Consider the following 26,997-nt stretch of genomic DNA (forward strand, 5'->3'; position numbering starts at 1 on the left):
CGTCAAAATTTGACGGGAGCGAAACATGCGGCAGGCGTTCATCGGTGTCGATGTCGGCACAACCAGCACGCGCGCCGGGATTTTCGACTGTAACGGCCGCCTGCTTGCCGCGGCGCGGCATCCGATCCAGACCTGGCATGAGGCCGGCGACGTCGTCGAGCAGTCGTCTGACGACATCTGGCGTGCCTGCTGCGCCTCGGTCAAAGCCGCGCTGGCGGAAGCGGCTGTCGCGCCGGAGCTGATCAAGGGCATCGGCTTCGACGCTACCTGCTCGCTGGTGGCGCTGGACCCATCGGGTGCTCCCGTCACCGTCAGCAGCTCCGGCGAGTCCGCCCGCAACGTCATCGTCTGGATGGATCATCGCGCGCTGATGGAGGCGCGCGACATCAATGCGACCAGAGACGAGGTGCTGCGCTATGTCGGCGGCTCGATCTCCCCGGAAATGGAGATGCCGAAGCTGCTGTGGCTGAAGCGGCACCTGCGCAAGAGTTTCGATGCGGCAGGCCATTTCTTCGATCTCGCCGACTTCCTGACCTGGCGTGCGTCAGGCTCTTTGGCGCGCTCGATGTGCACCGTCACCTGCAAATGGAATTATCTCGCGCATGAGACGCGCTGGAGCGCGGCCTACTTTCGCCGCATCGGGCTGGAGGATTTCGTCGCAGAAGATTTCGCGCGGATCGGCACCGAGATCGTTGCGCCTGGCACGCCGCTCGGCCGTGGGCTGTCGCAGGACGCGGCCGAAGAACTCGGACTGGTTGCAGGCACACCGGTCGGCGCGGCGCTGATTGATGCCCACGCCGGCGGCATCGGCGCGATCGGCGGCCGCGCGGCTGAGCGCGGCGAGGTCGATGTTTGCGAGCGCCTCGCCTATATCATGGGGACCTCGGCCTGCATCATGGCGACGACGCGCGCTCCGTCCTTCGTGCCCGGCGTATGGGGACCGTACTATCAGGGCATGGTGCCGGAGTTCTGGCTCAACGAGGGTGGCCAGTCCGCTGCGGGGGCTGCGATCGATCACCTGCTGCGCTCGCACCCGGCGTTTGCCGAGGCCACGGCCGCCGCGCGTGCCGAAGGGCTCGACGTCATCAGCTTTCTGGAGAAGCGGATCATGGCGCGAGTGCCGAATGCCGGCGCCGCTGCGCTGCTGGCGCGGGATCTCCACATCCTCCCTGAGTTTCTCGGCAACCGTTCGCCCTATGCCGATCCCGACTCGCGCGCCGTCATCGCCGGCCTCGATCTCGATACCGATATCTCAGCGATGGAGCGGCTGTTCGTGGCCGGGTTGTGCGGGCTCGCCTATGGCTTGGCCGACGTGATCGACGCCTTCGCCGCCAACGGCGTCAGCAGCCGGACGCTGGTCATGGCCGGCGGCGCCTCGCGCAGTCCGCTGGTGCGCCAGATCATGGCGGACACGACGGGGTTGACGGTGGCCTTGCCCGGCACCCAGGAGCCCGTGCTGCTCGGCGCGGCCATGCTCGGCGCGGTGGCGAGCGGCGGCTTTCGCTCAATCGGCGAAACGATGGCGTCGATGTCCTCGCTCGGCCGCCTCAGCGATCCGACCGATCCGGACATCGCGGCCTTCCATCGCCGCAAGCGCCGCATCCACGGCCTGCTGCGGACGCTTGATCGCGAGAGCCGTTCCGTGATGCATGGGGTCGACTGGGAGGCATGACCATGATCCTGAGCTGCGGCGATGCGCTGATCGATTTCGTTCCGGCCAGATCGGCCGACGGCCGCGATGCCTTGCGGCCGGTGGTCGGCGGCTCGTGCCTGAACGTCGCCGTCGGCGTGGCGCGGCTCGGTGCGCCCACGGGCTTCGTCGGCGGCATCTCGACCGACCTGTTCGGCACCATGATCGCGGCGCATGCGCAAGGCTCGAACGTCGACCTCGGCTACGCGACGCGCAGCCCTGACCAGACCACGCTCGCTTTCGTGCGCCATGTCGGCAGCGAGGCGCAGTATGCCTTCTACGACGCCGAGACCGCCGCGCGGAAATGGACGTTCCGGCCGGGCAGCATCCCCTTTGCCGACATTGATGCCATCCATGTCGGCTCGACCACGCTGATCCACGATCTCGGCGCCGCGCAGACCCGTGCGCTGATCGCCGCCACGCAGGGCGCGGTGACGATCTCCTTCGACCCGAACTGCCGTCCGAATCTGGTGACTGATAAGGCCGGCTATCGCGCTGACATGGATGGGTTTGCCGCAAGCGCCGACCTGATCAAGATGTCGGATGTCGATTTCGACTATCTGCATGGCCACGACGATTACGCTGCGCGGGCCGACGCGCTGCTGGCGCGCGGCACCAGCCTGGTCGTCGTCACGCGGGGTCCCAAGGGGGCGCTCGGCTGGCATGCGCAAGCCGGCGCGGTCGAAGTCGCGGTCCCCCAGGTCGAGGTGGTCGATACGATCGGGGCCGGCGACACATTCCAGGCGGGGCTCTTGTTCGCGCTGCGCAAGCTCGGCCGCATCGGCCGGGAGGCCCTGAGGGGATTGAGCCAGACCGAATTGCGCAAGGTGCTCGCCTTTGCCGGGGCGTGTGCGGCCGTCACCTGCACCCGCGAGGGCGCTGACCCGCCGCGCTGGGACGACATGGCTGCAACCTGGGATCGCCTGGGCTGAAGCACCCCATTGCACTCGTCATTGGGAACTGGTTGGCTGTTCCCTCGTCATATGTGAGTACCGGGAGACGGAGCGCGATCGCGAGACGCCCCTGTCCGGGCCGCGGAATTCTTGACGCGACAACGAGTTGCAGGGAGGAGAACCATGGCACCCGCCGCACGGACCGAGCCGCTGTCTCGTCACGCGCTGGCCTTCGTGTTGGCCGGCGGACGCGGCAGCCGGCTGCTTGAGCTGACCGACCGGCGCGCCAAGCCCGCCGTCTATTTCGGCGGCAAGTCGCGCATCATCGATTTCGCGCTGTCGAACGCCGTGAACTCCGGCATCCGTCGCATCGCGGTGGCGACGCAGTACAAGGCGCACAGCCTGATCCGGCATCTGCAGATGGGCTGGAACTTCTTCCGTCCCGAGCGCAACGAGAGCTTCGACATCCTGCCCGCCAGCCAGCGCGTTTCGGAGACGATGTGGTACGTCGGAACGGCCGACGCCGTGTACCAGAACATCGACATCCTCGAGACCTACAACACGAAATACATCGTCGTGCTGGCCGGCGATCACATCTACAAGATGGACTACGAGCTGATGCTGCAGCAGCATGTCGACCAGCGCGCCGACGTCACCGTCGGCTGCCTGGAGATGCCGCGCGAGGAATCCTCAGGCTTCGGCGTCATGCACATCAATGAGGACGACACGATCCGCGACTTCATCGAGAAGCCGGCCGATCCGCCGCCGATGCCGGGCAAGCCCGACAGGTCGCTCGCGAGCATGGGCATCTACGTGTTCGACGCCAAATTCCTGTTCGAGGAGCTGAAGCGCGACGCCGCGGACCCGAATTCCAACCATGATTTCGGCCGCGACATCATTCCCTACATCGTCAGGAACGGCCGCGCCGTGGCGCACCAGTTCTCGCGCTCCTGTGTCCGCGCCGCCCACGATCAGGGCAGCTACTGGCGCGACGTTGGAACGGTGGACGCCTATTGGGCGGCCAATCTGGATCTGACGGACGTCGTGCCCGAGCTCGATCTCTACGATCGCTCCTGGCCGCTCTGGACCTATTCGGAGATCACGCCGCCGGCCAAGTTCGTCCATGACACGGATGGCCGTCGCGGCGAGGCGACGTGCTCGTTGGTGTCCGGGGGCTGCATCGTCTCCGGTGCCCAGGTGCAGCGCTCGCTGCTGTTTACCGGCGCTCATCTGCATTCCTATGCCAAGCTGCAGAACGCGGTGCTGCTACCCTACGTCAACGTCGCGCGCCATGCGCGCCTCACCAACGTGGTGGTCGATCGCGGCGTGCAGATTCCGGAGGGGCTCGTGGTCGGCGAGGATCCGGAGTTCGACGCCAAGCGGTTCAGGACAACGGAGAACGGCGTGACCTTGATTACCCAGCCGATGATCGATGGGCTCAATTCATGACGCCACTGCGCGTTCTGTCGGTTGCCTCCGAGGTCTATCCCATCGTCAAGACGGGCGGGCTCGCCGATGTCGTCGGCGCCTTGCCGTGGGCGCTGATGGCGGAGGACGTCGAGGTCCGCACGCTGATCCCGGGTTACCCCGCAGTCATGACCGCGCTGGAGCAGGCCAGCGAGATCAGCTCGCTGCCGAACTTCTTCGGCGGCAATGCCCGGCTGCTCGGCGGCAGTCATGGTGCGCTCGATCTGTTCGTGCTCGATGCGCCGCATCTCTATGACCGCGAGGGCAACCCGTATCTGGGACCCGACGGCAAGGACTGGCCGGACAATGCGTTCCGCTTCGCGGCGCTGGCGCGAGCGGCGTCCTATATCGGCCTCGGCGCGGTGCCGGCCTTCGTGCCCGACATCGTCCACGGCCACGACTGGCAGGCCGGGCTCGTGCCGGCCTATCTGCTCTACAGCCACCGGCCGCATCCGGGCACGGTCATGACCGTGCATAATCTCGCCTTCCAGGGCCGCTTTCCGCGTCACTTCCTGCCGCCGCTCGGCCTGCCGCCGGAATCCTTCTCGATCTACGGCCTCGAATATTACGGCGACATCAGCTTCCTCAAGGCGGGACTGCAATTCGCCGACAAGATCACGACGGTGTCGCCGACCTACGCCCGGGAGATCCAGAGCGACGAGCAGGGCATGGGCCTCGGCGGCCTGCTGCGCCAGCGCGCGTCCGACCTCGTCGGCATCCTCAACGGCATCGATACGGCGGTGTGGGATCCCGGCAGCGATTCGGCCATCCCATCGCATTTCGGCATCGAGCGGATCGAGGCGCGGGCACCGAACAAGGCGGCGCTGCAGACGCGCATGGGCCTGCAGGTCGCGCCGGAGACGTTCCTGCTCGGTGTCGTCAGCCGGCTGACGTCGCAGAAGGGATTGGACCTGCTGCTATCCTGCCTGCCGACCTTGACCGGTAGCGGGATTCAGCTGGCCCTGCTTGGCGACGGCGAGGCCGAACTGCGCGACGCATTCCGCGCAGCCGCCGCGCACCATCCAGGACAGATCGGCGTCGTCATCGGCTATGACGAGAGCCTGGCGCATCTCATTCAGGCCGGCTGCGACGCGCTGGTCGTGCCGTCGCGGTTCGAGCCGTGCGGCCTGACGCAGCTCTGCGCCCTGCGCTATGGCGCGCTGCCGATCGTCACCGCCGTGGGCGGCCTCGCCGACACCGTCATCGACGAGACCGAGGCCGGCGTCGCCGCAACGGGGTTCAAGTGCGCCTCCGTGACGGCGGAGGCGCTCGATCAGACCCTGCGCCGCGCCGCTGCGGCCTTCTACGCCTCGCGCAGCAACGCCGCGAACTGGACCCGCATGCAGCTCAATGCGATGCTGACCGACGTGTCGTGGCGGCATCGCGCCGGCCGTTATGCCGAACTCTACCGGCAGATCGTCGCGCAGCGGCGGCCGGCGGCTTGAAGGACTGACGACGTTACGACCACCGTCATTCCGGGGCAAGGCCGCAGGCCTTGAACCCGGAATCTCGATGTTGTCTTGCGTCCGTTCCTGAAATCTCGGGATTCCGGTTTTAATCGTCAACGTGTTGCCGCTTCGCGGCTGCGCATTGACGATTGCCCCGGAATGACGGTGACATCGCGCTCCTTGTTGACGCAGTGCCAGCGGTCGCGAGGCTTGCAGCCCAGCCCAGCGCGCACCTCATGCCGATCCCGCTGGACGCCCAGAGGCGTGCAGCGGATAGTCCCGCCAGCTCCGATCAATATCCCTGCGCGAGACCTCATGACCGATACCCAGCCTTCCTCCGACTCCTTCGACCTGATCATCCGCGGCGGCACCGTCATCGACGGCACGCGCGCGCCACGTTTCGAGGCCGATGTCGGCATCAAGGACGGTCGCATCGTCGCCATCGGCGAGCTTGGTGGCCGCAAGGCTGCACGCGTCATCGACGCCACCGGCCGCATCGTTGCGCCGGGCTTCATCGACTCCCACACCCATGACGACAGCGCGGTGCTGGTCGATCCCGACATGATCTGCAAAGTCTCGCAGGGCGTGACCTCCGTCGTGACCGGCAATTGCGGCGTCAGCATCGCGCCGCTGAAGCCGGGCTCGCCGCGGCCGATGCCGCTCGGCCTGCTGTCGCCCGGCGACGGCCGGGTCGCAGAGTACGCCTCGTTTGCGGACTACGTGGCTGCACTGCGCGCGGCACCGGCCGCCGTCAACGTTGCGCCGATGGTCGGCCACACCGCGCTGCGCGCCTCGGTCGTGAGCGACCTCGGCCGGGCCGCGACCGACGCGGAGATCGCCGAGATGCGGGCTCATGTGCAGGAGGCGCTCGACGCCGGCGCCATCGGCGTCTCGACCGGGACGTTCTATCCGCCGGCGGAGGCGGCGCCGACCGAGGAGATCATCGAGGTCTGCCGGCCGCTCACCGGCAGCGGCGGCGTCTACGCGACGCACATGCGCAACGAGGCGAACGACGTGATCAAGTCGCTGGAGGAGAGCTTTGCCATCGGCAAGACGCTCGACGTCCAGGTGGTGATCTCGCATCACAAGGTGGTGGGCCCCGCCAATTTCGGCCGCACCAAGGAGACGCTGCCGCTGATCACGAAGGCGATGAGCTGCCAATGCGTCGCGCTGGACTGCTACCCCTACAACGCCTCGTCGACCATGCTGCACACCGATCCGGCCAAGCTGCAGGTCAGGGTCGTCGTCGCGGCCTCCGGGCCGCATCCCGAAGTGGCGGGTCGCGATCTCGCCGACATCGCCGCGGGCTGGGGCGTCGACCGGCTCGAAGCGGCAAAGCGGCTGCAGCCGGCGTCGGCGATCTACTTCGCGATGGATGAGGCCGACGTGCAGACCATCCTCGCCTTCGAGCCGACCATGATCGGCTCCGACGGCCTGCCGTTCGGCGAGCGTCCGCATCCGCGGCTCTGGGGCACGTTCCCGCGCGTGCTCGGCTATTACTGCCGCGAGCTCGAGCTGTTCTCGCTGGAAACCGCGGTCTGGAAGATGAGCGGGCTGACCGCGCAGAATTTCGGCATCAAGGGACGCGGCACGATCGCGATCGGCAACCACGCCGACATCACGATCTTCGATGCGGCCAGCGTGCGTGACAGCGCGACCTATGATGACCCCTGCGTGCCGGCCGCCGGCATCGAGGCCGTCATCGTCAACGGCGCGCTGACCTGGTGGCAGGGGGCGCACCAGAAGGCGCATGCGGGGCAGGTGATCACGCGCGTATTATTGCAGTGATCTAGCTAGATCGTGAACGGGCGCTGGCTGTCGTACTCACGATCTTCCTTGCCGATCCTGTAATGGTTCGGCGATTGCGTCGGCAGCATCTTGCGCTGAATCTGAAGGTGGAAATCGTTGTAATTGCCCTTGAATTGACCGTTCGCCCAGACCAGCAGCAGCGCCGCGGTGAAGACGCTGTTGATGGCGCCATCGAATGACACCTGATTGTCCTGGCAGCCCGAGATCAGACGGATGCTGGCCTTGGCGACATCGCTCGACTCCGCACCCGGCCCGCCCTTCGCGGCCCGGCCGATGGCTTCATAAAATGCGCGGTTCTGCTCATAAGTACGGAGGGCGATATCCTGCGGCAAGAACTTGGGCGCATAGCTGATCCCTTTCGTCGCGGCCCTGCCGGCCACGGCGATATCCAAATTCCCGGCGAAGCCGGCGGCCTGCGCCATCTCGTAGTAGCTCACCTTGGCCACAGTGCCGCTATGGCAGGAATCGGAGAGAATCAGAACGCGAACGCCATCGGCGATCGCGCCGTACACGCGATAGAGTTCATCATCGATCATCTGTCCGTCATAGAGGCACCAGGTCTCATCGAGTGCGTCGATCTCGTCACCGTCGAGGTCCTGAACCTGACTGCCGTGGCCCGAATAGGTGAGCAGCAGAATGTCTCCGCTGTTCAAGTCGCGGGCGGCCATCGTCAGCATGTCAGTCACGGCGCCGCGCGTGGCCTGCTCGCTGAGCAGAATGCCGGTCCGATAGCCCGCCGTCTTCGCAATCGCCTCCATCGCGCGCGCATCATTCTCACAGGCGTTCAGCTTGCCGTCCCACCCAGCATAGTGCTTCGGGTCCAGCCGATTGAGACCGATATGCAGCGAAATGCCCTTGGCCATTTCTGTCCCCCTGATGTCTCGGCTCGCAAACATCAAGCCGGCGGTTCGAGCCGATTGCCGCTTTCCGTAACCACCCAGGCGCAGATCGCGCAGATCGCATCGCCATAGTCGCCGTGCCAACGGCAGTTCGCGCGGATCGAACACCGCGGCAGCGCCACGGTGCGCTCATTCGGCAAGAGCTCCAGCCCGTGCTCGTTCAGGATCTTGGCGACGCCACAGCGCTTGCCATCCCACTTCCCGCAGCCGCGCGCGAGGCACGGCGACGAGAAGCGAAAGCGCTGTTCCGGCGGACGTCCCTGCCGGGCGATTGCGACGAAGGCGGCGTCGACCTCGAAGCGCTCGGGAATGAAATCGATCCGGCCCTCGGCATTGACGATGCCGAGCAGCGTGTTGCCGTCGGCGCAGCGCGAACTCGGGCACATCGGCACCGACTTCGGCTTCACGGATGCTGCATCGGACATCGCCTGAACGCCTCTCGATTCGCTCTCGCCTCGCCCGGCTTGCTTGGTCTGGACATCGCCGTGATCCGAACGTGTGCCGGGCATTCGACCGCACTCAGGGATTATCCAGCTTCGGTCGATAGACAGCTCCGTAAATTTGGGAGCCAGGTCCCGCTCCGAACGCCTTGATCTGCGACAGCGGCGTCGCAACCATGTCGCCGCGCGTATCGAGCTTTGCGATTTCGGCCGTCACCGCCTTCTGAATGGCTTGCTCGATCTCAGACTTCAACTGGTCGGAGAGCGGAGCGCCATCGATCTGAGCGACGAAGCGCTCCATCTCCGGCGCCGGCGCCGCCTTGGCGCCTCCACGCTTCGCAATCTCAGCGTCCAAAGCGGCCAGCGCAGCGACAAGATCACCCTGGACGCCGACGATCTGGCGCGCATGGTCGCGCAACGACACCAGATCGTCGATGGATGCGGGCCCTTTGACGGCCGCCGCCAACGCGTTGCCAATGGCAACGCCATAGACCATGATTGCTCCACCGGCGAAGGATGCGATTCCGCCAGCTGTACTCTTCTCGGTCATGATGTCCCCCTCCAAACCTTCAAGGCGCTGACTGAAGATCGATCGTGGCGATCAGACCCGCAGTGGCGCCGCCGTGCGTTCCCCCGAACGATTGGATTTGAGACAACGCCGTGATCTTCAGGTCGCCGCCGCTATCGTGAGCGGCAATGGCAGCCTTCACCGCATTATTGACGGCCTGCTCGATGCTCTGTCTCGCCTGTGGCTCGATCGGAAGGCCGGTGATCTGCACGGTGAAGCGTTCGGATGGCACGACCTCGGCAGGCGCCGCGCCCTTGGCGGCCGCCTGTCCGCCGCGCTTGACGATTTCCTCGTCGAGCGCGTTCACCGCAGAAACCAGATCGCCTTGAGCGTCGACGATTGCCTTCGCGTGCGAGCGCAATGTGACCAACTCATCCAGAGTGATACCGCCACTTGCGAGCGCATTGCCGATCGCAAGGCCGTACAGAGGCACCACTCCGCCTGGAACGCCTTCCTTCGCCAAATTCGCCTCCCTCGTCCTCTATACAATCTAAGGTTAGTATTTTACGATACCAATCGTCAACGATGTCGCGGCAAATTTCATGTTCTCTCGTGTACCCCACGCCGATACCGAGATGCCGGTCCGATCAATCCCTTCCGGCGGCTTGCCTACCGCTCAACCGCGCTATGTGGTCTGGGAGATCACGCTTCTCTGCAACCTGAAGTGCAGCCATTGCGGGTCCCGGGCCGGCGCACCTCGCAATGACGAGCTGACCACCGCGGAATGCATCGCTCTGATTGGCGAACTTGCGCGCGCTGGCACCAAGGAGATCGTTCTGATCGGCGGCGAAGCTTACCTCCGCCCCGATTGGCTAGTCCTCGTCGAGGAGATCACTCGTAACGGCATTGTCTGCGGCCTGCAGACCGGCGCCCGGGCACTCACGGAAACGAAGATCGAAGCAGCCGCGCGCGCCGGACTCAAGACCGTCGGCGTTTCCATCGACGGCCCGGCCGCTACACATGATCGGCTCCGCGGTATCAAGGGCAGCCACGGCCAAGCGGTGGCCGCGCTCCGGAACGCGCGAAAGCATGGGCTGATGGCGACCGCCAACTCGCAGGTCAATCGTCTTACCCTGGGGGGCCTGCGCGACATTTTCGATACGATCATCGACGCCGGGGCCTCCGCCTGGCAGATTCAGCTCACCGTGCCCATGGGCAATGCGGCCGATGCTCCATCCTTGCTGCTGCAGCCCTTCGATCTCGCTGCGCTGATGCCGGAGCTGTTTGCACTGTTCGAAGAGGGCCTCGATCGCGGCCTGCAGCTTATGCCCGGTAACAACATCGGGTATTTTGGTCCATACGAAGCGGCTTGGCGCAGTACCTCCGGACGATTCGAATACTACGGCGGCTGCCAGGCCGGACGGGCTGGCCTGGGAATCGAGGCTGACGGCGCCATCAAGGGCTGCCCGTCGCTCCCCACGGCCGCCTATGTCGGCGGCAATATCCGCGATCGATCATTTACCGACATCTGGAACGACAGCGCCGAACTGCGTTTCATGCGCGATCTCGACGAGAGCCGCGGGCGCCGCTGGGGGTTCTGCGCCAAGTGCTACTATGGTCCGATTTGCCGCGCCGGGTGCAGTTGGACCGCGCACGTGCTGTCGGGACGGCCTGGCAACAATCCGTTCTGCCACTACCGGGTATTGCGGCTGGCCGAACGCGGCTGGCGCGAGGTGATCGTGCAGCGGACGAGGCCATCGGGACGACAGCCGTTCGACCATGGCTGCTTCGACATCATGATCGAGGACGCCCACGGCGGCCGATACGGCCAGGAAGTGTACGCGAGCGACGAGTTCCAGGATCTCGCGCCTGACGCTGCGGCGAGGCTGGACCAGCTGCTGCTCTGCGAGTCCTGCAAGCACTTCTTCTATCAGGGAGAGCCGGAATGCCCGCATTGCCGCGCAGGCGCGGACGCAACGAACAGTGCCGATGATCACGTGCGGGTCGTGCAACGCGTCATGCAGCACCACAACGAGATCGAACAAATACTGCGCCGTATCGCGGCGCCCGCCGGACCGAAGGGCGCCTCCGCAGGTTGAGCGGAGTCGTTCTTCGGTGCCTACGGCCGCGGGAAGGCGCTGGCGAAAGTCGTCTGGTCCAATCAAACCCAACCGAGGAGAGTATCCCATGAATGCAAATGAAGACGTCAGAGCCGCGTTGGCGAACATTCCCGTGTCCTGGCTGCACATGCCGGCTTTGGCGTTCGCGGAAGCAGGAGCAGCGGGCGCGAAGGAATTCGGGCCGAAGATCGCGCCCGCCGTGCTGGCGCTCGGCGCTGCAGCCGCAGGAGCGATCGTCGGCGGTGGCCTGCAACTCACGCATCAATACCTTCACGACCGCAAAGCCGGACCTGTATCGTATCAGGGCATCGACAAGGTGATCTGCACGGCGACCTTCGCCGAGATCGAAGCAGCCGCAACGCGCATCTACCAGGAGTGCGCCCAGGCCAAGGACGGCAATACGCTGCAGCAGATCATCGATACTGCGGCAGGCGCGAAGTTCGTTCCGGCGCTGGTGCCCGTTGCCGGAGCGGCGGCGGCCTTCATTGCCGGTGTCTATGCCGGTGCTGCGGCGGCACGTCACTGATCAACAGTGAAACTGATCAACGCTGAAGACGGGCGCGCGGCTTGCCCGTGCGCCGGTTTCACAGGTGCGGCATCGCATGATGCCGACCGAGTCGACTGGCGGCTTTGGCCCCCCGGGCATCGTGGACGGTGTGTGCGCCAGACCCGCCGCGACCAGCGGCGGCAAACCGTTCCGGTCGCAGCATAGCTCAGCGGAATGGCGATGGGCCCTTCTGAGTTTTCTTACTTCGTTCGTCCATTTAAGCCTTTGGCGGATTTGCCGAGTTCAAAATGCCCGCCCCGCGGCGTGCGGTGGCCTATGCATCCAATTGGCGATCCAATTTTGGCGTCGGCACCAGCCTGGACAGGCGTGGCCTGGATCGCTAGCTAAGCCGCTGCAGCCATCGCGCGCGCGAATTCGGGATAGCATTCGGCGAGCTCGTCGAGGATCCGGCCGCGGATCAGCTCGACCGTCGCCCGGTCCGGCGCGGGCGTCGGCGGCACGATCTCCGGCACCGCATAATCGAATCCGGTACGATCGCGCATGTCGTCGGCGGAGTAGCCCGGGTGCACCGAGCGCAGCCGGAAGCCGCCGCGATCGCGGTCGAAATCGAACAGCGCCAGATTGGTCAGCAGCGCATGCGGTCCGCCGCGGCGCTTCACCTCGGGCGTGGTCGCAGCGGCGCTGACGAAATCCACCTTCGGCACCAGCACGCGCGGCGAATGCTCCTCGCGAAACAGGATCACCCGCGGAATGAGATGGTAGAGATAGGCCGAGCCGAACGAGCCCGGCCAGCGCACATCCATCCGCGGATAGTCGCCGGTGCCGACCAGGTTGATGTTCCCGGCGCCGTCGATCTGGCCGCCGCCGAGAAAGAACGCGTCGACGCGGCCCTGCGCGGCGCAGTCGAACAGCTCGACGCCGCCATTGGTGAAGAAATTGTGCCGGCTCGAGCCGAGGATCGAGATGCGGACAGGCGGCTTGCCCTGTTGCGCGTTGCGTGCGCGCAGCAGCATCGCGCCGGCCGCCGGGATCGGCGACGAGGCGCCGACGGCGACATGGCGGATGCCATCGAGCAGGTCGGCGATGACGGTGATCAGCAGTTCTTTGCGTGCGCGCTCGTCGTGCATGGTCATGCCACCTCCTTGCAGCGGGTCAGGAAGGCGGAGAGATAGCTGCGAAAGCCCTCGTCGGTGCGCGCCATCGCGGCGTAGTGCGCCAGCTCGGCGCCATCGGTCTCGTACTCGTCCCACAGCGGCAGCGGCCAGGCCCCGTTCTCGGCGACTGCGATCGCATCGACATAGAGCGTCGGCAGCACGCCGGCGGCGGAGTCCTCGGTCGCCATCAAATCGCGATCGACGATACGCTCGACGGTGACCAGCGTGCGCTTCGCCGCATAGGCCATCGTCGCCAGCTCACGGTAGCGGCCGATGCGGACATTGCCGAAGCGGTCGGCCTCGGGGGCATGAAACAGCGCCACGTCGGGCGTGATCGCCGGCACCACGACCACCTTGCCGGGCTCGCCGACCGGACTGTCGATCACCTTCCAATCGGGGCGGACCTGCAGCAGATCGCTGCCGATGATGCCGGCGATCGGCATGAACGGCACGCCCTTCTGCCCGGCCAGCAGGCCGGCATGGATCGCAGGGCAGGTGGCATCGCGCAGGCGGATGCTGCCGTCGCGCACGGCCGCGACGAAGCGCGGTGCGCCGCCGGCCTCGCCGAGCGAGACGGCGCTGGTTTCCACCACCGCGGCCACGCCGGCGCCGATCAGCAGATCAGCCTGGAGGCCCGATATCGGCACGCAGACGAGATGCAGCCCGGTGAGGCCGGCCTCGATCATCGCTGCCGTCGCCGCCATCGAGACGCCGGCACGGTCGACCGGGATCGCGATCGATTGCCCCGGTGCGATGGATGCGACGAGCACCTCCAGGCCGACCATCTCCGTCATCGGCGTATCCTCCCGTTGTTGCTTTGCCGCGCAGTGTAGCGATGCCTCGCGGACCTGTCAGTGCTCGTATGCGACCGTCGAGCCGCGGATGATGAGCTCCGGCGCCAGGACGATGTGGTCGGTCGCTGCCTCGCGCCCGGCAAGGCGGTCGAGCAGCAGCCGCGCCGCGGCTTCCCCCATGTCGCGCTGGGCGATCCGCACCGTGGTCAGCGGCGGCGCGACCATGTCGACGAACGGCATGTCGTTGTGGCCGACCACGGAGATATCACCGGGGCAGGTCAGGCCGCGCGCGGCGAGCGCGTCATAGACGCCGAGCGCCAGCAGATCATTGGCGGCGACGATTGCGGTTGGGCGCGTCCGCCGCGCGAGCAGGCGCAGCGCAGCCTCGCGACCCGCCGCACGCGTATAAGTTTCGACGGCTTCGACCGGCGTATGGCGGGCCGACAGTCCCGCAGCCCTGATGCTGGCCTCGAAGCCGGCGCGGCGGCGTGCGCCGGTCGAGATGTGCTGCGGGCCCGCGACGTGACCGATGCGCCGGTGGCCGAGCGCGACGAGATGCTGGACGGCGAGACGCATGCCGGCGGCGTCGTCGCTTGCTGCCGAGGGCAGGAGTCCGGCGGCGTCGACGCGATTGACAAGCACCACCGGCAGCGCTGCATCCAGGCAGTGCTTCACGACGTCGTCACGCAAACTCACCGTCGCCAGTACCAGACCGTCGACGCCGCGCGCGATCAGCCGGTCGACGAGATCCCGCTCCGACCCCTCTGTGCCGGCGTCGGCCACGATCGTCGCATAGCCCTGCGCGTGGAGATGATCGGCGATGCCGGACAGCATCGGCGGAAAGCCGGGGTCGGCGATATCCGGCGCGAGCACGCCGATCAGGCCGCTGCGTCCGGTGCGCAGGCCCTTGGCGGCCATGTTCAGCCGGTAGCCGAGCGCGTTGGCTGCGGCCTGGATCTTGTCCGCGACATCGGCAGCGACGAGGTGCTTCATCGCCGGGCTGAGCGCGCGCGAGACCGTCGAGGGATGCACACCGCAACGGGCGGCGACGTCCTTGATCGTCGGGCGCGAGGACGACGCATGCAGGCCTGCTGCCGGTCGCAATGTCCGTTTCATTCCCAGCCTCTGATGTCGCCGCGCAACGACGTTTTGATCATGCTATACCTTGACACGCTTTGCGTGTATGCAATAAATTCGGCTTTGCAATCGATTGCAATAGAACAATGGGAAACGTCCACATGACAGCGAGCGCGCTGAAGCCGCATCTGGTCAGCCCGGAGCATCTCGATCCGCATTGGCGCTGGGGGCGGGCGATTCCGTCGCATGGCCATGTCTCGGTGGATTTCGAGCGCCGCGTCGATTTCGACAGGTTGCGGCGCTACCGGCTGGCGCGGGCGCGCGCGGCGCTGAAGGCGTCGGGCTATGGTGCGCTGCTGCTGTTCGACGTCAACAACATTCGCTACGTGTCTGGCACCAAGATCGGCGAATGGGAGCGCGACAAGCTGTGCCGTTTCGCGCTGCTGGCCGGCGACGGCGAGCCGATCGTGTGGGATTTCGGCTCGGCGGCCGTCCACCATCGTCTGTTCTGTGATTGGCTGGCGCCGGAGAATTGCCGCGCCGGCATGCTCGGGATGCGCGGCACCGTGCCGCCGGCCGTCGGGCTGATGAAGGCGCATGCCGAGGAGGTCATGAGTCTTTTGCGCGCCGCAGGCGTTGCCGACATGCCTGTCGGCGTCGACCTTGCGGAAACGGCGATGTTCTTCGAGCTGCAGAAGGCCGGCATGAAGGTGGTCGATGGCCAGCAGGTCATGCTGGACGCGCGCGAGATCAAGAACATCGACGAGATCATGCTGCTCAACCAGGCCGCGGCCATGGTCGACGGCGTCTATCATTCGATCTACGAGCACCTGAAGCCGGGCGTGCGTGAGAACGACATCGTCGCGCTCGCCAACAAGATGCTCTACGAGATGGGCTCCGACGACGTCGAGGCGATCAATGCCATCTCCGGTGAGCGCTGCAATCCGCATCCGCACAATTTCACCGACCGCATCCTGCGTCCGGGCGACCAGGCGTTCTTCGACATCCTGCAGTCTTATCAGGGCTACCGGACCTGCTACTACCGCACTTTCAACGTCGGCCGCGCCACGCCGGCGCAGCACGACGCCTACAAGCAGTGCCGCGAATGGCTCGACAATGCGATCGCGCTGATCAAGCCGGGCGTCTCGACCGACACCGTGGCCAAGGTCTGGCCTAAGGCCGAGGAGTTCGGCTTTCCCTCGGAGATGGCGGCCTTCGGCTTGCAGTTCGGCCACGGCCTCGGGCTCGCTCTGCATGAGCGCCCGATCATCTCGCGGCTGGTCTCGCTGGACAATCCGATGGAGATCAAGACCGGCATGGTGTTCGCGCTTGAGACCTACTGTCCGGCGACCGACGGCTTCTCGGCTGCGCGTATCGAGGAGGAGGTGGTGGTCACCGACAAGGGCTGTCAGGTGATCACGCTGTTCCCGGCCGAGGAATTGCCGATCGCCAACCGCTACTAAGCGAACGGACGGTGCGACCAGGAGAGTGGTCTTCGTGTTTTCGTCATTGCGAGCGAAGCGAAGCAATCCAGGGCGGCAGCCGTGACTCTGGATTGCTTCGTCGCTTCGCTCCTCGCAATGACGGCATCCGTGATAAGTAGGACGAGGAGACGACAATGACCACGACGCATTCGCTCGGCTGGATCGGCATGGGGCGCATGGGCTATCCGATGGCTGAGCGCCTGCTCAAGGCCGGCCACAAGGTGTCGATCTTCAATCGCACCCGCGCCAAGGCCGAGCCGCTGGCGGCGAAAGGGGGCGTCATCGTCGATCGTCCCCGCGATCTCGCCGCGTGCGACATCGTGTTCACGATGGTGTCGACGGGCAAGGATCTCGAGCAGGTCTATTTCGGCGACAACGGCCTGGTGGCCGCCGGTTCTGGATCGCGTCCCCGGATCCTGGTGGACTGCTCCTCGATCGGCATCGAGCAGTCGGAGGCGATCGCCGCCAAGCTCGTTCGACTGGGCTGTGAGTTCGTGCGGGCGCCGGTGTCCGGCAACGGCAAATGCGTCAAGGCCGGCAAGCTGTCGTCGGTCGTCTCCGGCCCCAAGGCCGCATTCGAGGTCATCGCACCCTATCTGGCGAAGATCGCCGTCTCCGGCGTGTCCTATGTCGGCGAGGGCGAGCTCGCGCGCATCTGCAAGATCGCGCACAACGTGTTCCTCGGCGTCGTGATCCAGAACCTGGCCGAGATCACCATCCTGGCGCAGAAGGCCGGCGTGCCGCGCCATGCCTTCCTGAACTTCATGAACGCCAGCGTCATGGGGTCGACCTTCACCAGGTACAAGAGCAACGCGCTGGTCAATCTCGACTGGACCACGACCTTCACGCCGCCGCTGCTGCGCAAGGATCTCGATCTCGGCCTGTCGGCAGCGCGCCAGCTCGACGTCGCGATGCCGGTGACAGCCGCGACGCGCGAGGCATTGCAGGCCCATGTCGGCGCCGCCTCGCTGCAACCGGATCCCGCTGGCTATCTGGAGAAGGACTTTGCGGCGCTGCTGGAGACCGTCGCGCTCGCGGCGGGTCTCAAGCTGCAGCCCGAGAACGTGCCGATGCCGACGGGATTGGAGACGGAGGGATAACGTCCGTCAAACCGTCAGCGCCCGCCAGCGCGTGTCGCGCGCGGAGGGGCGGCGGTGCAGGCGGGCATCGAGCAGGTCGCGTGCCTGGGCCAGCGCGCCGCTGCGGATCAGCGCCAGGATGTAGGTGTCCTCGATCACCTCGCGCTGCGCGTGGCTGCCGCCGATGCGGGGGAGATCGCCGATGGCGGGCGCAAGCTCGCGCGCGCATCCGCGCCAATTGTCATCGGCGAACGCACGCAGCGCCCGCAACATGTGCGGCACGATGCGCCCGGCCGGCAGTCTGCCCTCGGCCTGCCGCCGCTCGATCGCGGCAAGGCGTCCCTTGAGCGCGGCGCTGTCATGCGTCGCTGCCGCGATCATCACCAGATGCATCTCGGCGAAGGCGAGGGTCGAACCCGTGAAGCGCGTGCTCGCATAGGCCGCCGTGTCGGCCCATGCGTTGGGCGGCACCGGTTGCTCGTCAGCCATCAGCCGCCACAGCAGCGAGGCGCAGTCGGACAGGGTGTTGAGCGGCGGCGCCGAGTCCATCGTCGGCACCAGCACGTCGGTATAGACCGCCAGCGCCTTGTCGGCATCGCCCCGGTCCAGCGCGCCGAGCGCCTGGTGCCAGCAGATATGGCCATGCAGCATTCCCGTGCGGTCATAGTCGCCGATCCACCCCGCGACGAGCGCATCGGCCTCGTCCACCGCGCCGTCCTCGAACATCGCATGCAGCAGCGCATGCACGGCATAGGCGTTGTGCCGGCGCAGCGCGAAGCTGCGCTCGGTGACGACGCGGCCCTTCGCCAACTCGCCGGCCTCGGTCAGGGCCCAGCCATGGTTGGACATGAACCACCAGTCCTCGCCATAATCAGCGGCGAAGCGGTCGCAGAGGTCGCGGCGGGCGGCATCGTGATCGGCGCGGCCGGAGAAGGCGAGCAGGCCGAAAGCGCCGAGCGGGAGCGCCATGATCATGGCGTCCCGCGGCCAGTTCGCCAGATGCGCCAGGGTCGATGTCAGCGCGTCAGTGCCGCGTCCCTCGATGGCGAGCACCAGGGTCGCGACATGGCTCTGCTCGCGCGGGGTGCCGCGCTTGGCAGCGAGGTCGCGGGCCCGTGCGATGGTCTGCAGCGCCGCCTCGCGCTGCATGTAGATCGCGTGGATGCGAGCACGCGCCGCGTGCGCCAGCGCGAACTCCGGATCGAGCATGATCGCCCGCTCGAACGCGTCAGTGGCCCCGGGCCAGAATGCGAGCAGCAGATCCATGCCCTCGCGATAGGCTGCGGCCGCGTCAGTGGAGGCGGTCGACAGTGGCAGGCCGTAGCGATCCTCCTCCATCTCAGCCCACCCGCGGCCTGCGGCCCTCGATCGGATAGGCCGGATCGTTGTAGCCGGGCGTCGAGGCGTGACCGGTCACGACCAGCCGGTCGATCAGCGCCTCGTCGTCGGCGGCGAAGGGATAGTCGAGCGCGCGGATGTAGTCGTCCCATTGCGCTTCGGTGCGCGGACCCGCGATCACGGAGCTGATGAAGGCGGAGTTGAGCACCCAGGACACGGCGAACTGTCCCGGCGTGAAGCCCTTCGTCTCGGCGTGACGCTTGATCTCCTGCGCCAGCTTCAACGATTCGGGCCGCCACTCGGTCTGCATCATTCGCGTATCGTTGCGGCCGGCGCGGGTGTCCGTGTCCGGCGGCGCATCGGGGCTGTATTTTCCGGTGAGCACGCCGCGCGCCAGCGGGCTGTAGGGCACGACGCCGAGGCCGTAATAGCCGCAGGCCGGCAGGTGCTCGACCTCGGGCATCCGGTTCATCGCATTGTAGTACGGCTGGCTGACGACGGGGCGGTCGATGCCGATGGCGTCGCAGAGATTGCAGATCTCGGCGAGCCGCCAGGCGCGGTAGTTGGAGACGCCGAAATAGCGGATCTTGCCGGCACGCATGAGATCGCCGATCGCGCGCACGGTTTCCTCCAGCGGCGTCGCGTGATCCTCCTTGTGCAGGTAGTAGATGTCGATGTGACCGGTGCCGAGCCGCCGCAGGCTTTCGTCCGCGGCCTGCAGCACCCAGCGCCGCGACAGGCCGGCGCGGTTGGGATCGTCGCCCATCGGATTGGCGAGCTTGGTCGCGACGATCCAGCGGTCGCGCTCGCGCGCGATGGCGCGGCCGACCACCTCTTCCGAGACGCCCTTGTTGTAGGCATCGGCGGTGTCGATGAAGTTGATGCCAGCGTCGCGCGCCTTGGCGATGATGCGGGCGGATGTCGGCTCGTCGGTGGGACCGCCGAACATCATCGTGCCCAGGCAGATCGGCGACACCTTCAGGCCGGAACGGCCGAGCTGGCGATATTGCATTCTTGCCTCATTTCAAACCGTCACCACCGCGGGCGAAGGGGATACGATAACTCTCTCAGCGCGTCATTGCGAGCGCAGCGACGCAATCCAGGGCCGGGTCGGGACTCTGGATCGCTTCGTCGCGACGCTCCTCGCAATGACGGAGAGGCGAGAGCACGGCTCACTCGCTCTTCAGAATCTTGAACACGCCCGAGGCCATCGCGATCACGCGATGTCCGGCCATGACCTCCGTGGTGATGAACACCAGGCTGCGGGTGATCCGCACCACATGCGGCCGCGACACCAGGGTCTCGCCGATCTTGCCGGACTCGACGAAATGCGTGTCGAACTGGATCGTCGCCATGTGCTCCTTGCCCGCGGCGTAGCGGGCCGTCATGCCGCAACTGCGGTCGGCGAGCGTCATGATCACGCCGCCCTGAACCAGGCCGCGGCGGTTGTGGTGCTTGTCCTCGGTGACGATGGCGTACTCGTGGACACCGCCGACGACCCGCTGCCACAGCGGGCCGATCAGATGCAGGAAACCGGAGGTGTCGACGATCTCCCAGCCGTCGGACGTCATCCTGGCCGCGGCCGATTTCGTCATCGCTGAAGACCCTTCCCGTTGTGGCCCGAGCCGGCCTGGAGGTCGTTTCATCTGTCGCCGGCCTGGTGTAGTCAAGCTGCATGCCGATGCCGTTCGACGATGCCACGAGGCGGAAAATCGCAAGCTGCTGCGCGGGCTTCGTGCGGCTGGAGGCGACTGTGGCGGCGGCCTCGCTGAAGCGCGCGGCGGTGGTGATCGCGCTGGCCCCGCACCACGAGACCGGCGACACGGCGCTGCTGCTCACTCTGCGCGCTGCCGGGCTGCGCAGCCATGGCGGGCAATGGGCGCTGCCGGGCGGACGCTGCGACGCCGGCGAAACGACGGTCGAGGCCGCCCTGCGCGAGCTCGCGGAAGAGCTCGGGCTGATCCTGGCGCCGGATGCGGTGCTGGGCCTGCTCGACGACTATCCGACACGGTCGGGCTATCTGATTACCCCCGTCGTCGTATGGGCGGCCAATGGCCGCACGCTGCGGCCGAATCCGGACGAGGTCGCCTCGGTGCACCGGATCGGCCTCGACGCGATCACGGCGGATGACGCGTTCGATTTCACCGCGATCCCCGAGAGCGCGCGGCGCGTCATCCGTTTTCACGCCCGCGAGGGTCTCATTCACGCGCCCACCGCAGCGCTGATCCATCAGTTCCGCGAGGTCCTGTCCGGCCGCGACACCCGGGTGCACGAGCTGGAGCAGCCGGTGTTCGCCTGGAAGTAGCCGCCGTTTCGGCTACAAGGGCGGCATGCTGCATCAGCCGATTCGCACCCTTGCCCTGATTCTCGCCTGCGCCGTTTCCGGCGCGCCGCCTTTGCTGGCCGCGGAACCCGGCTCACCGGTCGCGCCGCGCGAAGCTTTGGCACAGATGGCATCGCCGGCTGCGATTGCGGAGTATCGGCGCAAACTCGCCGAATATCAGCAGGCGCGGGCGGAGTTTGACCAGGAGGCGGGCGCCTATTGGAAGGCGATCGCCGACAAGCGCCGTGCGCGCAATGCCAAGCGCCGCGACCGCCAGCCGATCGGGCTCGACGACTATGTGTTGGAGCAGCCGCCGGTCTACACGGGGCCGAAGCGGCCGGTGAACCCCGAGCCGGAACCTGAGGGCGAGCCGCGCGAGCGCAAGTACATCCCCGTGGTCGCCGACCTCGTGAAGGCGGCACAGGAGCATTTCCAATGGTCGCCGCAGCGCCCCACCGACGACATCGATTTCAAGCGCGCCTATGCGCGCTTCGCCGCGGCGTCGGGGCTGACGCGCGAGCAGGCGGTGCGGGTCTATGCCTTCGAGACCGGCGGCAACGGCAAGCATGACTCGCAATCGGGCTTCAAGGGCAACCGCGCGATCTCGACGGCGATCGGCTACAATCAGCTCTTGACCACCAACAGTGTCGAGCTGCTGGCCGAGCAGGGCCCGCTGTTCATCCGCCTGCTCGGCGAACGCGTGGCGCAGACGTCCGGCCCGGCGCGGGGCGCGATGGAGCACAAGCTCGCGGTCCTGAAGAAGATGGTCGCGATTGCGCGCTCCGTGCCGGACGACTGGTCGGCGCATGAGAAGATCGGCAATACGCCGCAGGGGTGGGCCATGCATGCGATGGTGCTCGACATCGACGTCGGGCCGATGCTGCAGACCCACAAGCTCTTGACCTCGGTGCTGTTCGCGCGCGCCAAGGGCTACACCCGGCCGCTTTCGGCCGCAGAGCTCGAGATGATGAATCTCACCGGGGACGGCACCGGCTTCGACATGGTGACGATGCCGCTCGAGATGCGCGATCAGGTTCCGACCGCCAACTTCTTCCAGCGCGGCGGCTATGAGCGCAATCCGGTCGCCGTTCGCCACAACACCGTGGCAAAGCTGCTGGCGGTGACGGATGCCAGGATGGACTCGCTCAGCGGCCTGCCCGGCGCCAAGGAGCTGGCGGCGGCGTTCTGAGGCTGTGCTCGCTCGCCTTCACTCATCCGCGCCGAACGAGAAGCTGCCGTCGCCGTCGAGATAGGGGGCCGTCCGCATGTAGAGCTGACCGTTCTGGCCGACGAAGAACAGCGTGCCCTTCGGCACCTTCTTGGCGCCTTTGAGCAGCATGTCGGCGTTCTTGGTGCCCATCTTGTAGGCGAGCGTCTTGCCATCCTTGCCATAGGCGTAGCCCATGTCGGGCTTCAGCTCCCACGGCTCCGGCGGTGCCGCGGGCGCCGCGCTGGTCAGTGCGCCCAGCGCACCGAGGGCGATAAGGGCTTTCAGAACCGGGCTCTTCATGTCCTCCTCCAATCGATGTCGTCTCGAACAAATCACGAACGCCGAGGCAGCGTCAACGTCGCCCCGTCGCAGCGCGGTGATCGTTGGCGGATTTTTAAATTCGCCGATCTCGCGATTATCCTGCAGCGTGGTTTAGAAACATAGGCCAAGAAAACACTTTGGGGATGATTCGGATGAGCCTCGTCACGAAGATCGGTTGGGTTGCGGCGTTGTCGCTGGTGACGTTGGCGTCCGCCCGGGCCGACGACTTCAAGCTGTCCAACAACCAACGCATCGCCTGCAGCCGCGGTCTCTCCGCCGGCAAGCTCAATACGGCCGTCTGCAAGTCCTACGCCTACCTCTTCAACGTGAAGACCTCGGAATATTTCCGCTGCCAGGTCTCACTGTCGCTGACCCGGGACAACAAGGAGGTCATCAACGTCCAGACCGACGGCGGCTGCACCAGGAAGCCGCGCGTGTTCGACACCGATTCCAAATACGAGTTCGACGCCACCGAGACCGAGCCGGCGAACACCAACTCCTTCTTCGGCAATGGCGGCTATTCGATCTGGGTGGCGGATACGACCCAGCAGAAGGTGCGCGGCTGCATGACGATCTCGTCCGGGCTCGGCTCGGACATCTCCAAGTGCCTCGACATGACGTTCCAATGACCGGCGGCCTTGCGAGCGAGGCGGCCCGCCGCTCTGGGCTGCACCTGCGGTTCAAGCTGGTGCTACTGTCAATGTAAGATTGAACGCGGGGCGCATCGGTTCCGGCCTCGCGCCGTGGGAGCGGGAGAGGCTGGTGCGCCAGTCTTTCGGATGGGTTGACCCCGCGCCCACAGCCGTCCAATTTGCGGCAAAATCAATGGGAGGATCCATGCGTTTTTCGAGAATCTCTGGCACTGCAACCGGTTTCATTCTGGCAGCCGCCTGCCTGCTCGCGGCGCCAGCGGCGCAGGCGCAGAGCTTCATCAACGTGCTCACCGGCGGCACGTCGGGCGTCTATTATCCGCTCGGTGTCGCGATCGGGAAGATCTACGGCGACAAGATCCCCAATGTGAAAACCCAGGTGCAGGCGACCAAGGCCTCCGTCGAGAACCTGATCCTGCTGCAGCAAGGACGCGGCGAGCTCGCCTTCGCGCTCGGCGACTCCCTGAAAGCCGCCTGGAACGGCGAGGAGGAGGCCGGCTTCAAGTCCAAGCTGGACAAGCTGCGCACGATCGGCGCGATCTATCCGAACTACATCCAGATCGTCGCGACGGCCGAGTCCGGCATCAAGACGCTGGCGGATCTCAAGGGCAAGAGCCTGTCGGTCGGCGCGCCGAAGTCCGGCACCGAGCTCAACTCGCGCGCGATCCTCGCCGCCGCCGGCATGAGCTACAAGGATCTCGGCAAGGTGGAGTATCTGCCCTTCGCCGAATCCGTCGACCTGATGAAGAACCGGCAGCTCGGCGCCACCTTGCAGTCGGCTGGCCTCGGCGTCGCTTCGTTGAAGGATCTGTCGACCTCGTCGCCGATCACGGTGGTGTCGGTGCCGAAGGAGGTCGTCGACAAGATCGGTGCGCCGTTCGTGGCGGCGATCATCCCGGCCAACACCTATACCGGTCAGGACAAGGACGTGCCGACCGCGGCTGTGATCAATTATCTCGTCACCAGCTCGGCGGTATCAGACGATCTCGCCTATCAGATGACCAAGCTGATCTTCGATTCGCTGCCGGAGCTCGCCAATGCGCATGCCGCCGGCAAGGAGATCAAGCTGGAGACAGCGGCGCAGGACAGCCCGGTGCCGCTGCATCCGGGCGCGATCCGCTACTACAAGGAAAAGGGCATCCTGAAATAAGGAGCTGCTCGCCCGGCCTTCCTTGCAGGCCGGATCATTCGCAACCGGCTGCGCGGGAAGCCCTCCGCGCAGTCTTGTCGTTCAGGTGATTGCGGCCATGGTCAGCAGCGCCTGATGGGCGCGTTGGGGGGATCATGACGATTGAAGCCGTGAACATGGAAACGCCGGTCAAGGTCGAGTTCGACAATTTCGAGCACGGCTTTCCGGAAGGCTTCGGCCCCGGCCGCTGGGGCTATCTCGCCTACGGCATCGGGCTCGCCTTTGCGATATTCCAGCTCTACGTCGCCGCCTTCAACTATCTGCCGAGCCAGGTCGTGCGCGGCGTCCATGTCGGCTTCCTGCTGCTGCTGACCTTCGGCCTGATCGGCAACTTCACCGCCAAGACCGACGCCGGGCGCATCGCCGGCTGGACCATCGGCGCCATCGGCTTCCTCTGCGGCCTCTATCAGTGGATCTTCTATGCGGATCTGATCGCGCGCGACGGCGATCCGACGCGCACCGATCTCGTGGTCGGAACCCTGCTGGCGGTACTGATCTTCGAGGGCACGCGCCGGCTGATGGGGCTCGCGCTGCCGCTGATGTGCGGCGCCTGCCTGCTGTACTGGTTCTTCGGCCAGTATCTGCCGGCGCCGCTCAACCATCGCGGCTATGATTTCGATCAGGTGATTACACACCTCTCCTTCGGCACCGAGGGCTTCTACGGCGTGCCGATCTACGTCTCGGCGACCTACATCTTCCTGTTCATCCTGTTCGGCTCGTTCCTCGAGCATGCCGGCATGATCCAGCTGTTCACCGACGTCTCGCTCGGCCTGTTCGGTCGCACCCGCGGCGGTCCGGCCAAGGTCGCGGTGTTCGCCTCCGGCATGATGGGCACGATCTCGGGCTCGGGCGTTGCCAACGTGGTGACCGTCGGCCAGTTCACGATTCCGCTGATGATCCGGTTCGGCTACCGCCGCGCCTTTGCGGCCGGCGTCGAGGCCACCGCGTCGATGGGCGGCCAGATCATGCCGCCTGTCATGGGCGCGGTCGCCTTCATCATGGCCGAGACGCTGGGAGTCGACTACTCGGTCATCGTCAAGGCGGCCGTGATCCCGGCCATCCTCTATTTCGCCTCGGCGTTCTGGATGGTGCATCTGGAGGCCGGCAAGCACGGCCTGACCGGCATGAAGCCGTCGGAGATCCCGAGCGCCTGGAAGGCGCTGGTGGCGCGCTGGTATCTCGTGCTGCCGCTCGCCGCGCTGGTCTACATGTTGTTCGAGGGCTTCACGCCGCTGTATGCGGGCTCGATGGGACTCGCGCTGACGGTGGCGCTGATCCTGGGCACCTCGATCACCATGGGCTTCTCCAACCAGGTGCTGCGTTACGTGTTCTGGATCGGGCTGGCGCTCGTCGTCGGCGCGCTGTCGCGCAACGGCCTGCAGATCGTGCCCGTCGCTTCCGTCGTCGTCGCGCTCATCGTCATCACCGGCTTCGTGCGCGGCGGCATGGGGACCTTGCACGCCTGCCGCGACTCGCTCGCCGAGAGCGCGAAGTCGGCGCTGACCGTCGGCATGGCCTGCGCCATCGTCGGCGTCATCATCGGCATGATGACGCAGACCGGCGTCGGCTCGATCTTCGGCAGCTGGGTGATCGGCCTCGGCAAGACCAGCCTGTTCGCGGCGCTGATCATGACCATGCTGCTGTCGATCCTGCTCGGCACCGGCATTCCGACCATCCCGACCTACATCATCACCGCAGCGCTGGCGGCACCTGCGCTCGCCAAGCTCGGCGTGCCGTTGATCGCGAGCCACATGTTCGCGTTCTACTACGGCATCATGGCGGACCTCTCGCCACCGGTCGCGCTGGCCGCGCTGGCGGCGGCGCCGATCGCCAAGGAGAATCCGGACAAGATCGGTTGGGAGGCGATGCGGATCGCGCTCGCCGGCTACGTCATTCCCTTCATCTTCGTCTACTCGCCGGCATTGATGCTGCAGGCCGGCGACCCGATGGAGGCGCAGCTCGGCTTCATCGGCGCAGTGGCGTATGCCTCCGTCAAGGCGCTGATCTCGATCGGCCTGTTCGGCATGGTGGCGATCGGCTTCCTGTACGTGCGCATGACCCTGGTCGAGCGCCTGCTGGCGTTTGTCGCGTCGGTCTGCCTGCTCGGCGAATTTCCCTACAGTGACGTGCTGGGATTTGCCCTGGCGGTGGTGATCGTGGCGTGGCAGTGGCGGCAGCGGCCGCCGGCTGCCGTGGCGGCCTCCGCTTGAGCCTCTGCCTCGCGTCATCGGGTGTGGTGAAGGCGCTGACGCTCGCCGGCTTCACTTTGGCTTGGACCCACTCGGTCGAGAAGACCGCGTGGCAGGAGGATTGGCGCGTCACGGCCGATGGTCTCGAACTGGTGCAGGCGCGCGTCAAGGGCTCGGGCGCGGGCATGGAGCCGCCGCCGGAGGCGCGGCTGGTCGACGGCTGGTTCCAGTGGCAGACCCAGCGGGGGCCGCTGTCGCGGATCGTGCTCGCCAATTCCGGCGCGGCTGGGGAGTGGCGCATCTGTGCGGACGGGCAATGCCGGACGCTGTCGGACATTTTCGGCCATGACATCGGCGCCGCGACCATCACGATGAGCGCCTGTAGCGAATAACGAACGACGGGAGCA

The 26,997-nt window shown here is 66.2% G+C and carries 26 protein-coding genes; 15 read left to right on the forward strand and 11 right to left on the reverse strand.

Translation table 11 applies throughout. The features are described from left to right. Positions 1-25 precede the first annotated feature (25 nt). The 5 genes from QX121_RS15210 (at position 26) to QX121_RS15230 (ending at position 7,286) form a co-directional block, all read left to right on the forward strand. Entirely contained in the window at positions 26-1,672 is a 1,647-nt protein-coding gene (locus tag QX121_RS15210) for an FGGY-family carbohydrate kinase (protein WP_315812360.1), read from the forward strand. A gap of 2 nt (positions 1,673-1,674) precedes the next feature. Next, entirely contained in the window at positions 1,675-2,622 is a 948-nt protein-coding gene (locus QX121_RS15215) for a carbohydrate kinase (RefSeq protein ID WP_315736070.1), read from the forward strand. 144 nt (positions 2,623-2,766) lie between these two features. Then, positions 2,767-4,032, forward strand: coding sequence for a glucose-1-phosphate adenylyltransferase (glgC, locus tag QX121_RS15220; protein ID WP_315736073.1), 1,266 nt, complete (start codon positions 2,767-2,769; stop codon positions 4,030-4,032). Beyond that, positions 4,029-5,495 carry a glycogen synthase GlgA gene (gene glgA / locus QX121_RS15225; protein ID WP_315782925.1) on the forward strand — a complete coding sequence of 489 codons (1,467 nt, stop codon included), beginning with the start codon at positions 4,029-4,031 and terminating at the stop codon, positions 5,493-5,495. The genes glgC and glgA overlap by 4 nt, the downstream gene beginning before the upstream one ends. A 318-nt stretch (positions 5,496-5,813) precedes the next feature. Further along, the gene (locus QX121_RS15230; RefSeq protein WP_315812361.1) at positions 5,814-7,286 is read left to right on the forward strand and encodes a D-aminoacylase; all 1,473 of its coding nucleotides are present in this window, start codon (positions 5,814-5,816) and stop codon (positions 7,284-7,286) included. A 5-nt stretch (positions 7,287-7,291) separates the two neighbouring features. Here QX121_RS15230 and QX121_RS15235 read toward each other — a convergent pair whose 3' ends face one another. The 4 genes from QX121_RS15235 to QX121_RS15250 all read right to left on the reverse strand — a co-directional run bounded on the left by QX121_RS15235 (position 7,292) and on the right by QX121_RS15250 (position 9,677). Continuing rightward, positions 7,292-8,170 (reverse strand): caspase family protein, encoded by an 879-nt coding sequence (locus QX121_RS15235; protein WP_315777861.1) that lies wholly within the window; start codon positions 8,168-8,170, stop codon positions 7,292-7,294. Between the two features lie 32 nt (positions 8,171-8,202). Next, positions 8,203-8,631: a hypothetical protein gene (locus QX121_RS15240; RefSeq protein WP_315812362.1), complete on the reverse strand. Its 429-nt coding sequence runs from the start codon at positions 8,629-8,631 to the stop codon at positions 8,203-8,205. 94 nt (positions 8,632-8,725) lie between these two features. Then, positions 8,726-9,196: a hypothetical protein gene (locus tag QX121_RS15245; RefSeq protein ID WP_315777859.1), complete on the reverse strand. Its 471-nt coding sequence runs from the start codon at positions 9,194-9,196 to the stop codon at positions 8,726-8,728. Positions 9,197-9,215: 19 nt separating this feature from the next. Then, a complete protein-coding gene (locus QX121_RS15250) occupies positions 9,216-9,677 on the reverse strand; it encodes a DUF1843 domain-containing protein (RefSeq protein WP_315716327.1) in 462 nt (153 codons plus the stop codon). 112 nt (positions 9,678-9,789) lie between these two features. Between QX121_RS15250 and QX121_RS15255 the strand changes: the two genes are divergently transcribed. Continuing rightward, entirely contained in the window at positions 9,790-11,253 is a 1,464-nt protein-coding gene (locus tag QX121_RS15255; protein ID WP_315812363.1) for a radical SAM/SPASM domain-containing protein, read from the forward strand. Between the two features lie 88 nt (positions 11,254-11,341). Beyond that, the gene (locus QX121_RS15260; RefSeq protein ID WP_315736088.1) at positions 11,342-11,800 is read left to right on the forward strand and encodes a hypothetical protein; all 459 of its coding nucleotides are present in this window, start codon (positions 11,342-11,344) and stop codon (positions 11,798-11,800) included. 365 nt (positions 11,801-12,165) lie between these two features. On the opposite strand, the gene QX121_RS15265 is transcribed toward QX121_RS15260, so the two are convergent. Genes QX121_RS15265 through QX121_RS15275 form a run of 3 tightly spaced genes read right to left on the reverse strand, consistent with a single transcriptional unit; the run spans position 12,166 to position 14,846 of the window. Next, a complete protein-coding gene (locus QX121_RS15265; RefSeq protein WP_315812364.1) occupies positions 12,166-12,915 on the reverse strand; it encodes a CoA-transferase in 750 nt (249 codons plus the stop codon). Next, complete coding sequence (locus QX121_RS15270; protein WP_315812365.1) at positions 12,912-13,730, reverse strand: CoA transferase subunit A; 819 nt, start codon at positions 13,728-13,730, stop codon at positions 12,912-12,914. The genes QX121_RS15265 and QX121_RS15270 overlap by 4 nt, the downstream gene beginning before the upstream one ends. A gap of 57 nt (positions 13,731-13,787) precedes the next feature. Next, positions 13,788-14,846: a LacI family DNA-binding transcriptional regulator gene (locus tag QX121_RS15275; protein WP_315736094.1), complete on the reverse strand. Its 1,059-nt coding sequence runs from the start codon at positions 14,844-14,846 to the stop codon at positions 13,788-13,790. Positions 14,847-14,968: 122 nt separating this feature from the next. Between QX121_RS15275 and QX121_RS15280 the strand changes: the two genes are divergently transcribed. Together QX121_RS15280 and QX121_RS15285 are read left to right on the forward strand one after the other, a co-directional pair. Continuing rightward, on the forward strand, positions 14,969-16,270 hold the full coding sequence (locus QX121_RS15280) for a Xaa-Pro peptidase family protein (protein ID WP_315758877.1): 1,302 nt from the start codon (positions 14,969-14,971) through the stop codon (positions 16,268-16,270). Positions 16,271-16,425: 155 nt separating this feature from the next. Then, positions 16,426-17,391: an NAD(P)-dependent oxidoreductase gene (locus tag QX121_RS15285; RefSeq protein WP_315797719.1), complete on the forward strand. Its 966-nt coding sequence runs from the start codon at positions 16,426-16,428 to the stop codon at positions 17,389-17,391. Positions 17,392-17,397: 6 nt separating this feature from the next. Here the strand turns inward: QX121_RS15285 and QX121_RS15290 are convergent, their stop codons facing one another. From QX121_RS15290 to QX121_RS15300, 3 genes are all read right to left on the reverse strand, one after another. After that, positions 17,398-18,708: a tetratricopeptide repeat protein gene (locus tag QX121_RS15290; protein ID WP_315812366.1), complete on the reverse strand. Its 1,311-nt coding sequence runs from the start codon at positions 18,706-18,708 to the stop codon at positions 17,398-17,400. Between the two features lies 1 nt (position 18,709). Beyond that, positions 18,710-19,720 carry an aldo/keto reductase gene (locus QX121_RS15295; protein ID WP_315812367.1) on the reverse strand — a complete coding sequence of 337 codons (1,011 nt, stop codon included), beginning with the start codon at positions 19,718-19,720 and terminating at the stop codon, positions 18,710-18,712. A 160-nt stretch (positions 19,721-19,880) separates the two neighbouring features. Beyond that, on the reverse strand, positions 19,881-20,303 hold the full coding sequence (locus QX121_RS15300; protein ID WP_315736104.1) for a PaaI family thioesterase: 423 nt from the start codon (positions 20,301-20,303) through the stop codon (positions 19,881-19,883). Positions 20,304-20,383: 80 nt separating this feature from the next. On the opposite strand from QX121_RS15300, the gene QX121_RS15305 reads away from it, so the two are divergent. Both QX121_RS15305 and QX121_RS15310 read left to right on the forward strand, forming a co-directional pair. Next, the gene (locus QX121_RS15305) at positions 20,384-21,013 is read left to right on the forward strand and encodes a CoA pyrophosphatase (protein ID WP_315812368.1); all 630 of its coding nucleotides are present in this window, start codon (positions 20,384-20,386) and stop codon (positions 21,011-21,013) included. A 25-nt stretch (positions 21,014-21,038) separates the two neighbouring features. Next, complete coding sequence (locus tag QX121_RS15310; protein WP_315812369.1) at positions 21,039-22,220, forward strand: hypothetical protein; 1,182 nt, start codon at positions 21,039-21,041, stop codon at positions 22,218-22,220. 18 nt (positions 22,221-22,238) lie between these two features. On the opposite strand, the gene QX121_RS15315 is transcribed toward QX121_RS15310, so the two are convergent. Beyond that, positions 22,239-22,541, reverse strand: a complete 303-nt coding sequence (locus QX121_RS15315) for a hypothetical protein (RefSeq protein WP_315812370.1) — start codon at positions 22,539-22,541, stop codon at positions 22,239-22,241. A 173-nt stretch (positions 22,542-22,714) separates the two neighbouring features. Here QX121_RS15315 and QX121_RS15320 point away from each other — a divergent pair, with 173 nt between their 5' ends. The 4 genes from QX121_RS15320 to QX121_RS15335 all read left to right on the forward strand — a co-directional run bounded on the left by QX121_RS15320 (position 22,715) and on the right by QX121_RS15335 (position 26,982). Further along, on the forward strand, positions 22,715-23,191 hold the full coding sequence (locus QX121_RS15320) for a hypothetical protein (protein ID WP_315716312.1): 477 nt from the start codon (positions 22,715-22,717) through the stop codon (positions 23,189-23,191). Between the two features lie 208 nt (positions 23,192-23,399). Beyond that, positions 23,400-24,362, forward strand: a complete 963-nt coding sequence (locus QX121_RS15325; RefSeq protein ID WP_315812371.1) for a TAXI family TRAP transporter solute-binding subunit — start codon at positions 23,400-23,402, stop codon at positions 24,360-24,362. Between the two features lie 155 nt (positions 24,363-24,517). Next, positions 24,518-26,611, forward strand: a complete 2,094-nt coding sequence (locus tag QX121_RS15330; protein ID WP_315737016.1) for a TRAP transporter permease — start codon at positions 24,518-24,520, stop codon at positions 26,609-26,611. Beyond that, positions 26,608-26,982 (forward strand): DUF1850 domain-containing protein, encoded by a 375-nt coding sequence (locus QX121_RS15335; protein WP_315758861.1) that lies wholly within the window; start codon positions 26,608-26,610, stop codon positions 26,980-26,982. The genes QX121_RS15330 and QX121_RS15335 overlap by 4 nt, the downstream gene beginning before the upstream one ends. The last annotated feature ends 15 nt before the right edge of the window (positions 26,983-26,997 follow it).

This window comes from Bradyrhizobium sp. SZCCHNR2028 (assembly GCF_032380995.1).
GTDB lineage: Bacteria > Pseudomonadota > Alphaproteobacteria > Rhizobiales > Xanthobacteraceae > Bradyrhizobium.

What these genes read in the sequence shown, in the direction of transcription:
- glgA (WP_315782925.1), top strand. Translation starts at nt 4,029, where the DNA reads ATGACGCCACTGCGCGTTCTGTCGGTTGCCTCCGAGGTCTATCCCATC.
- QX121_RS15295 (WP_315812367.1), bottom strand. Translation starts at nt 19,720, where the DNA reads ATGCAATATCGCCAGCTCGGCCGTTCCGGCCTGAAGGTGTCGCCGATC.
- QX121_RS15270 (WP_315812365.1), bottom strand. Translation starts at nt 13,730, where the DNA reads ATGACGGAGATGGTCGGCCTGGAGGTGCTCGTCGCATCCATCGCACCG.
- QX121_RS15265 (WP_315812364.1), bottom strand. Translation starts at nt 12,915, where the DNA reads ATGACCATGCACGACGAGCGCGCACGCAAAGAACTGCTGATCACCGTC.
- QX121_RS15245 (WP_315777859.1), bottom strand. Translation starts at nt 9,196, where the DNA reads ATGACCGAGAAGAGTACAGCTGGCGGAATCGCATCCTTCGCCGGTGGA.
- QX121_RS15325 (WP_315812371.1), top strand. Translation starts at nt 23,400, where the DNA reads ATGCGTTTTTCGAGAATCTCTGGCACTGCAACCGGTTTCATTCTGGCA.
- QX121_RS15310 (WP_315812369.1), top strand. Translation starts at nt 21,039, where the DNA reads ATGCTGCATCAGCCGATTCGCACCCTTGCCCTGATTCTCGCCTGCGCC.
- glgC (WP_315736073.1), top strand. Translation starts at nt 2,767, where the DNA reads ATGGCACCCGCCGCACGGACCGAGCCGCTGTCTCGTCACGCGCTGGCC.
- QX121_RS15255 (WP_315812363.1), top strand. Translation starts at nt 9,790, where the DNA reads ATGCCGGTCCGATCAATCCCTTCCGGCGGCTTGCCTACCGCTCAACCG.
- QX121_RS15315 (WP_315812370.1), bottom strand. Translation starts at nt 22,541, where the DNA reads ATGAAGAGCCCGGTTCTGAAAGCCCTTATCGCCCTCGGTGCGCTGGGC.
- QX121_RS15305 (WP_315812368.1), top strand. Translation starts at nt 20,384, where the DNA reads ATGCCGATGCCGTTCGACGATGCCACGAGGCGGAAAATCGCAAGCTGC.
- QX121_RS15235 (WP_315777861.1), bottom strand. Translation starts at nt 8,170, where the DNA reads ATGGCCAAGGGCATTTCGCTGCATATCGGTCTCAATCGGCTGGACCCG.
- QX121_RS15280 (WP_315758877.1), top strand. Translation starts at nt 14,969, where the DNA reads ATGACAGCGAGCGCGCTGAAGCCGCATCTGGTCAGCCCGGAGCATCTC.
- QX121_RS15285 (WP_315797719.1), top strand. Translation starts at nt 16,426, where the DNA reads ATGACCACGACGCATTCGCTCGGCTGGATCGGCATGGGGCGCATGGGC.
- QX121_RS15260 (WP_315736088.1), top strand. Translation starts at nt 11,342, where the DNA reads ATGAATGCAAATGAAGACGTCAGAGCCGCGTTGGCGAACATTCCCGTG.
- QX121_RS15240 (WP_315812362.1), bottom strand. Translation starts at nt 8,631, where the DNA reads ATGTCCGATGCAGCATCCGTGAAGCCGAAGTCGGTGCCGATGTGCCCG.
- QX121_RS15230 (WP_315812361.1), top strand. Translation starts at nt 5,814, where the DNA reads ATGACCGATACCCAGCCTTCCTCCGACTCCTTCGACCTGATCATCCGC.
- QX121_RS15275 (WP_315736094.1), bottom strand. Translation starts at nt 14,846, where the DNA reads ATGAAACGGACATTGCGACCGGCAGCAGGCCTGCATGCGTCGTCCTCG.
- QX121_RS15320 (WP_315716312.1), top strand. Translation starts at nt 22,715, where the DNA reads ATGAGCCTCGTCACGAAGATCGGTTGGGTTGCGGCGTTGTCGCTGGTG.
- QX121_RS15330 (WP_315737016.1), top strand. Translation starts at nt 24,518, where the DNA reads ATGGAAACGCCGGTCAAGGTCGAGTTCGACAATTTCGAGCACGGCTTT.
- QX121_RS15300 (WP_315736104.1), bottom strand. Translation starts at nt 20,303, where the DNA reads ATGACGAAATCGGCCGCGGCCAGGATGACGTCCGACGGCTGGGAGATC.
- QX121_RS15290 (WP_315812366.1), bottom strand. Translation starts at nt 18,708, where the DNA reads ATGGAGGAGGATCGCTACGGCCTGCCACTGTCGACCGCCTCCACTGAC.
- QX121_RS15210 (WP_315812360.1), top strand. Translation starts at nt 26, where the DNA reads ATGCGGCAGGCGTTCATCGGTGTCGATGTCGGCACAACCAGCACGCGC.
- QX121_RS15215 (WP_315736070.1), top strand. Translation starts at nt 1,675, where the DNA reads ATGATCCTGAGCTGCGGCGATGCGCTGATCGATTTCGTTCCGGCCAGA.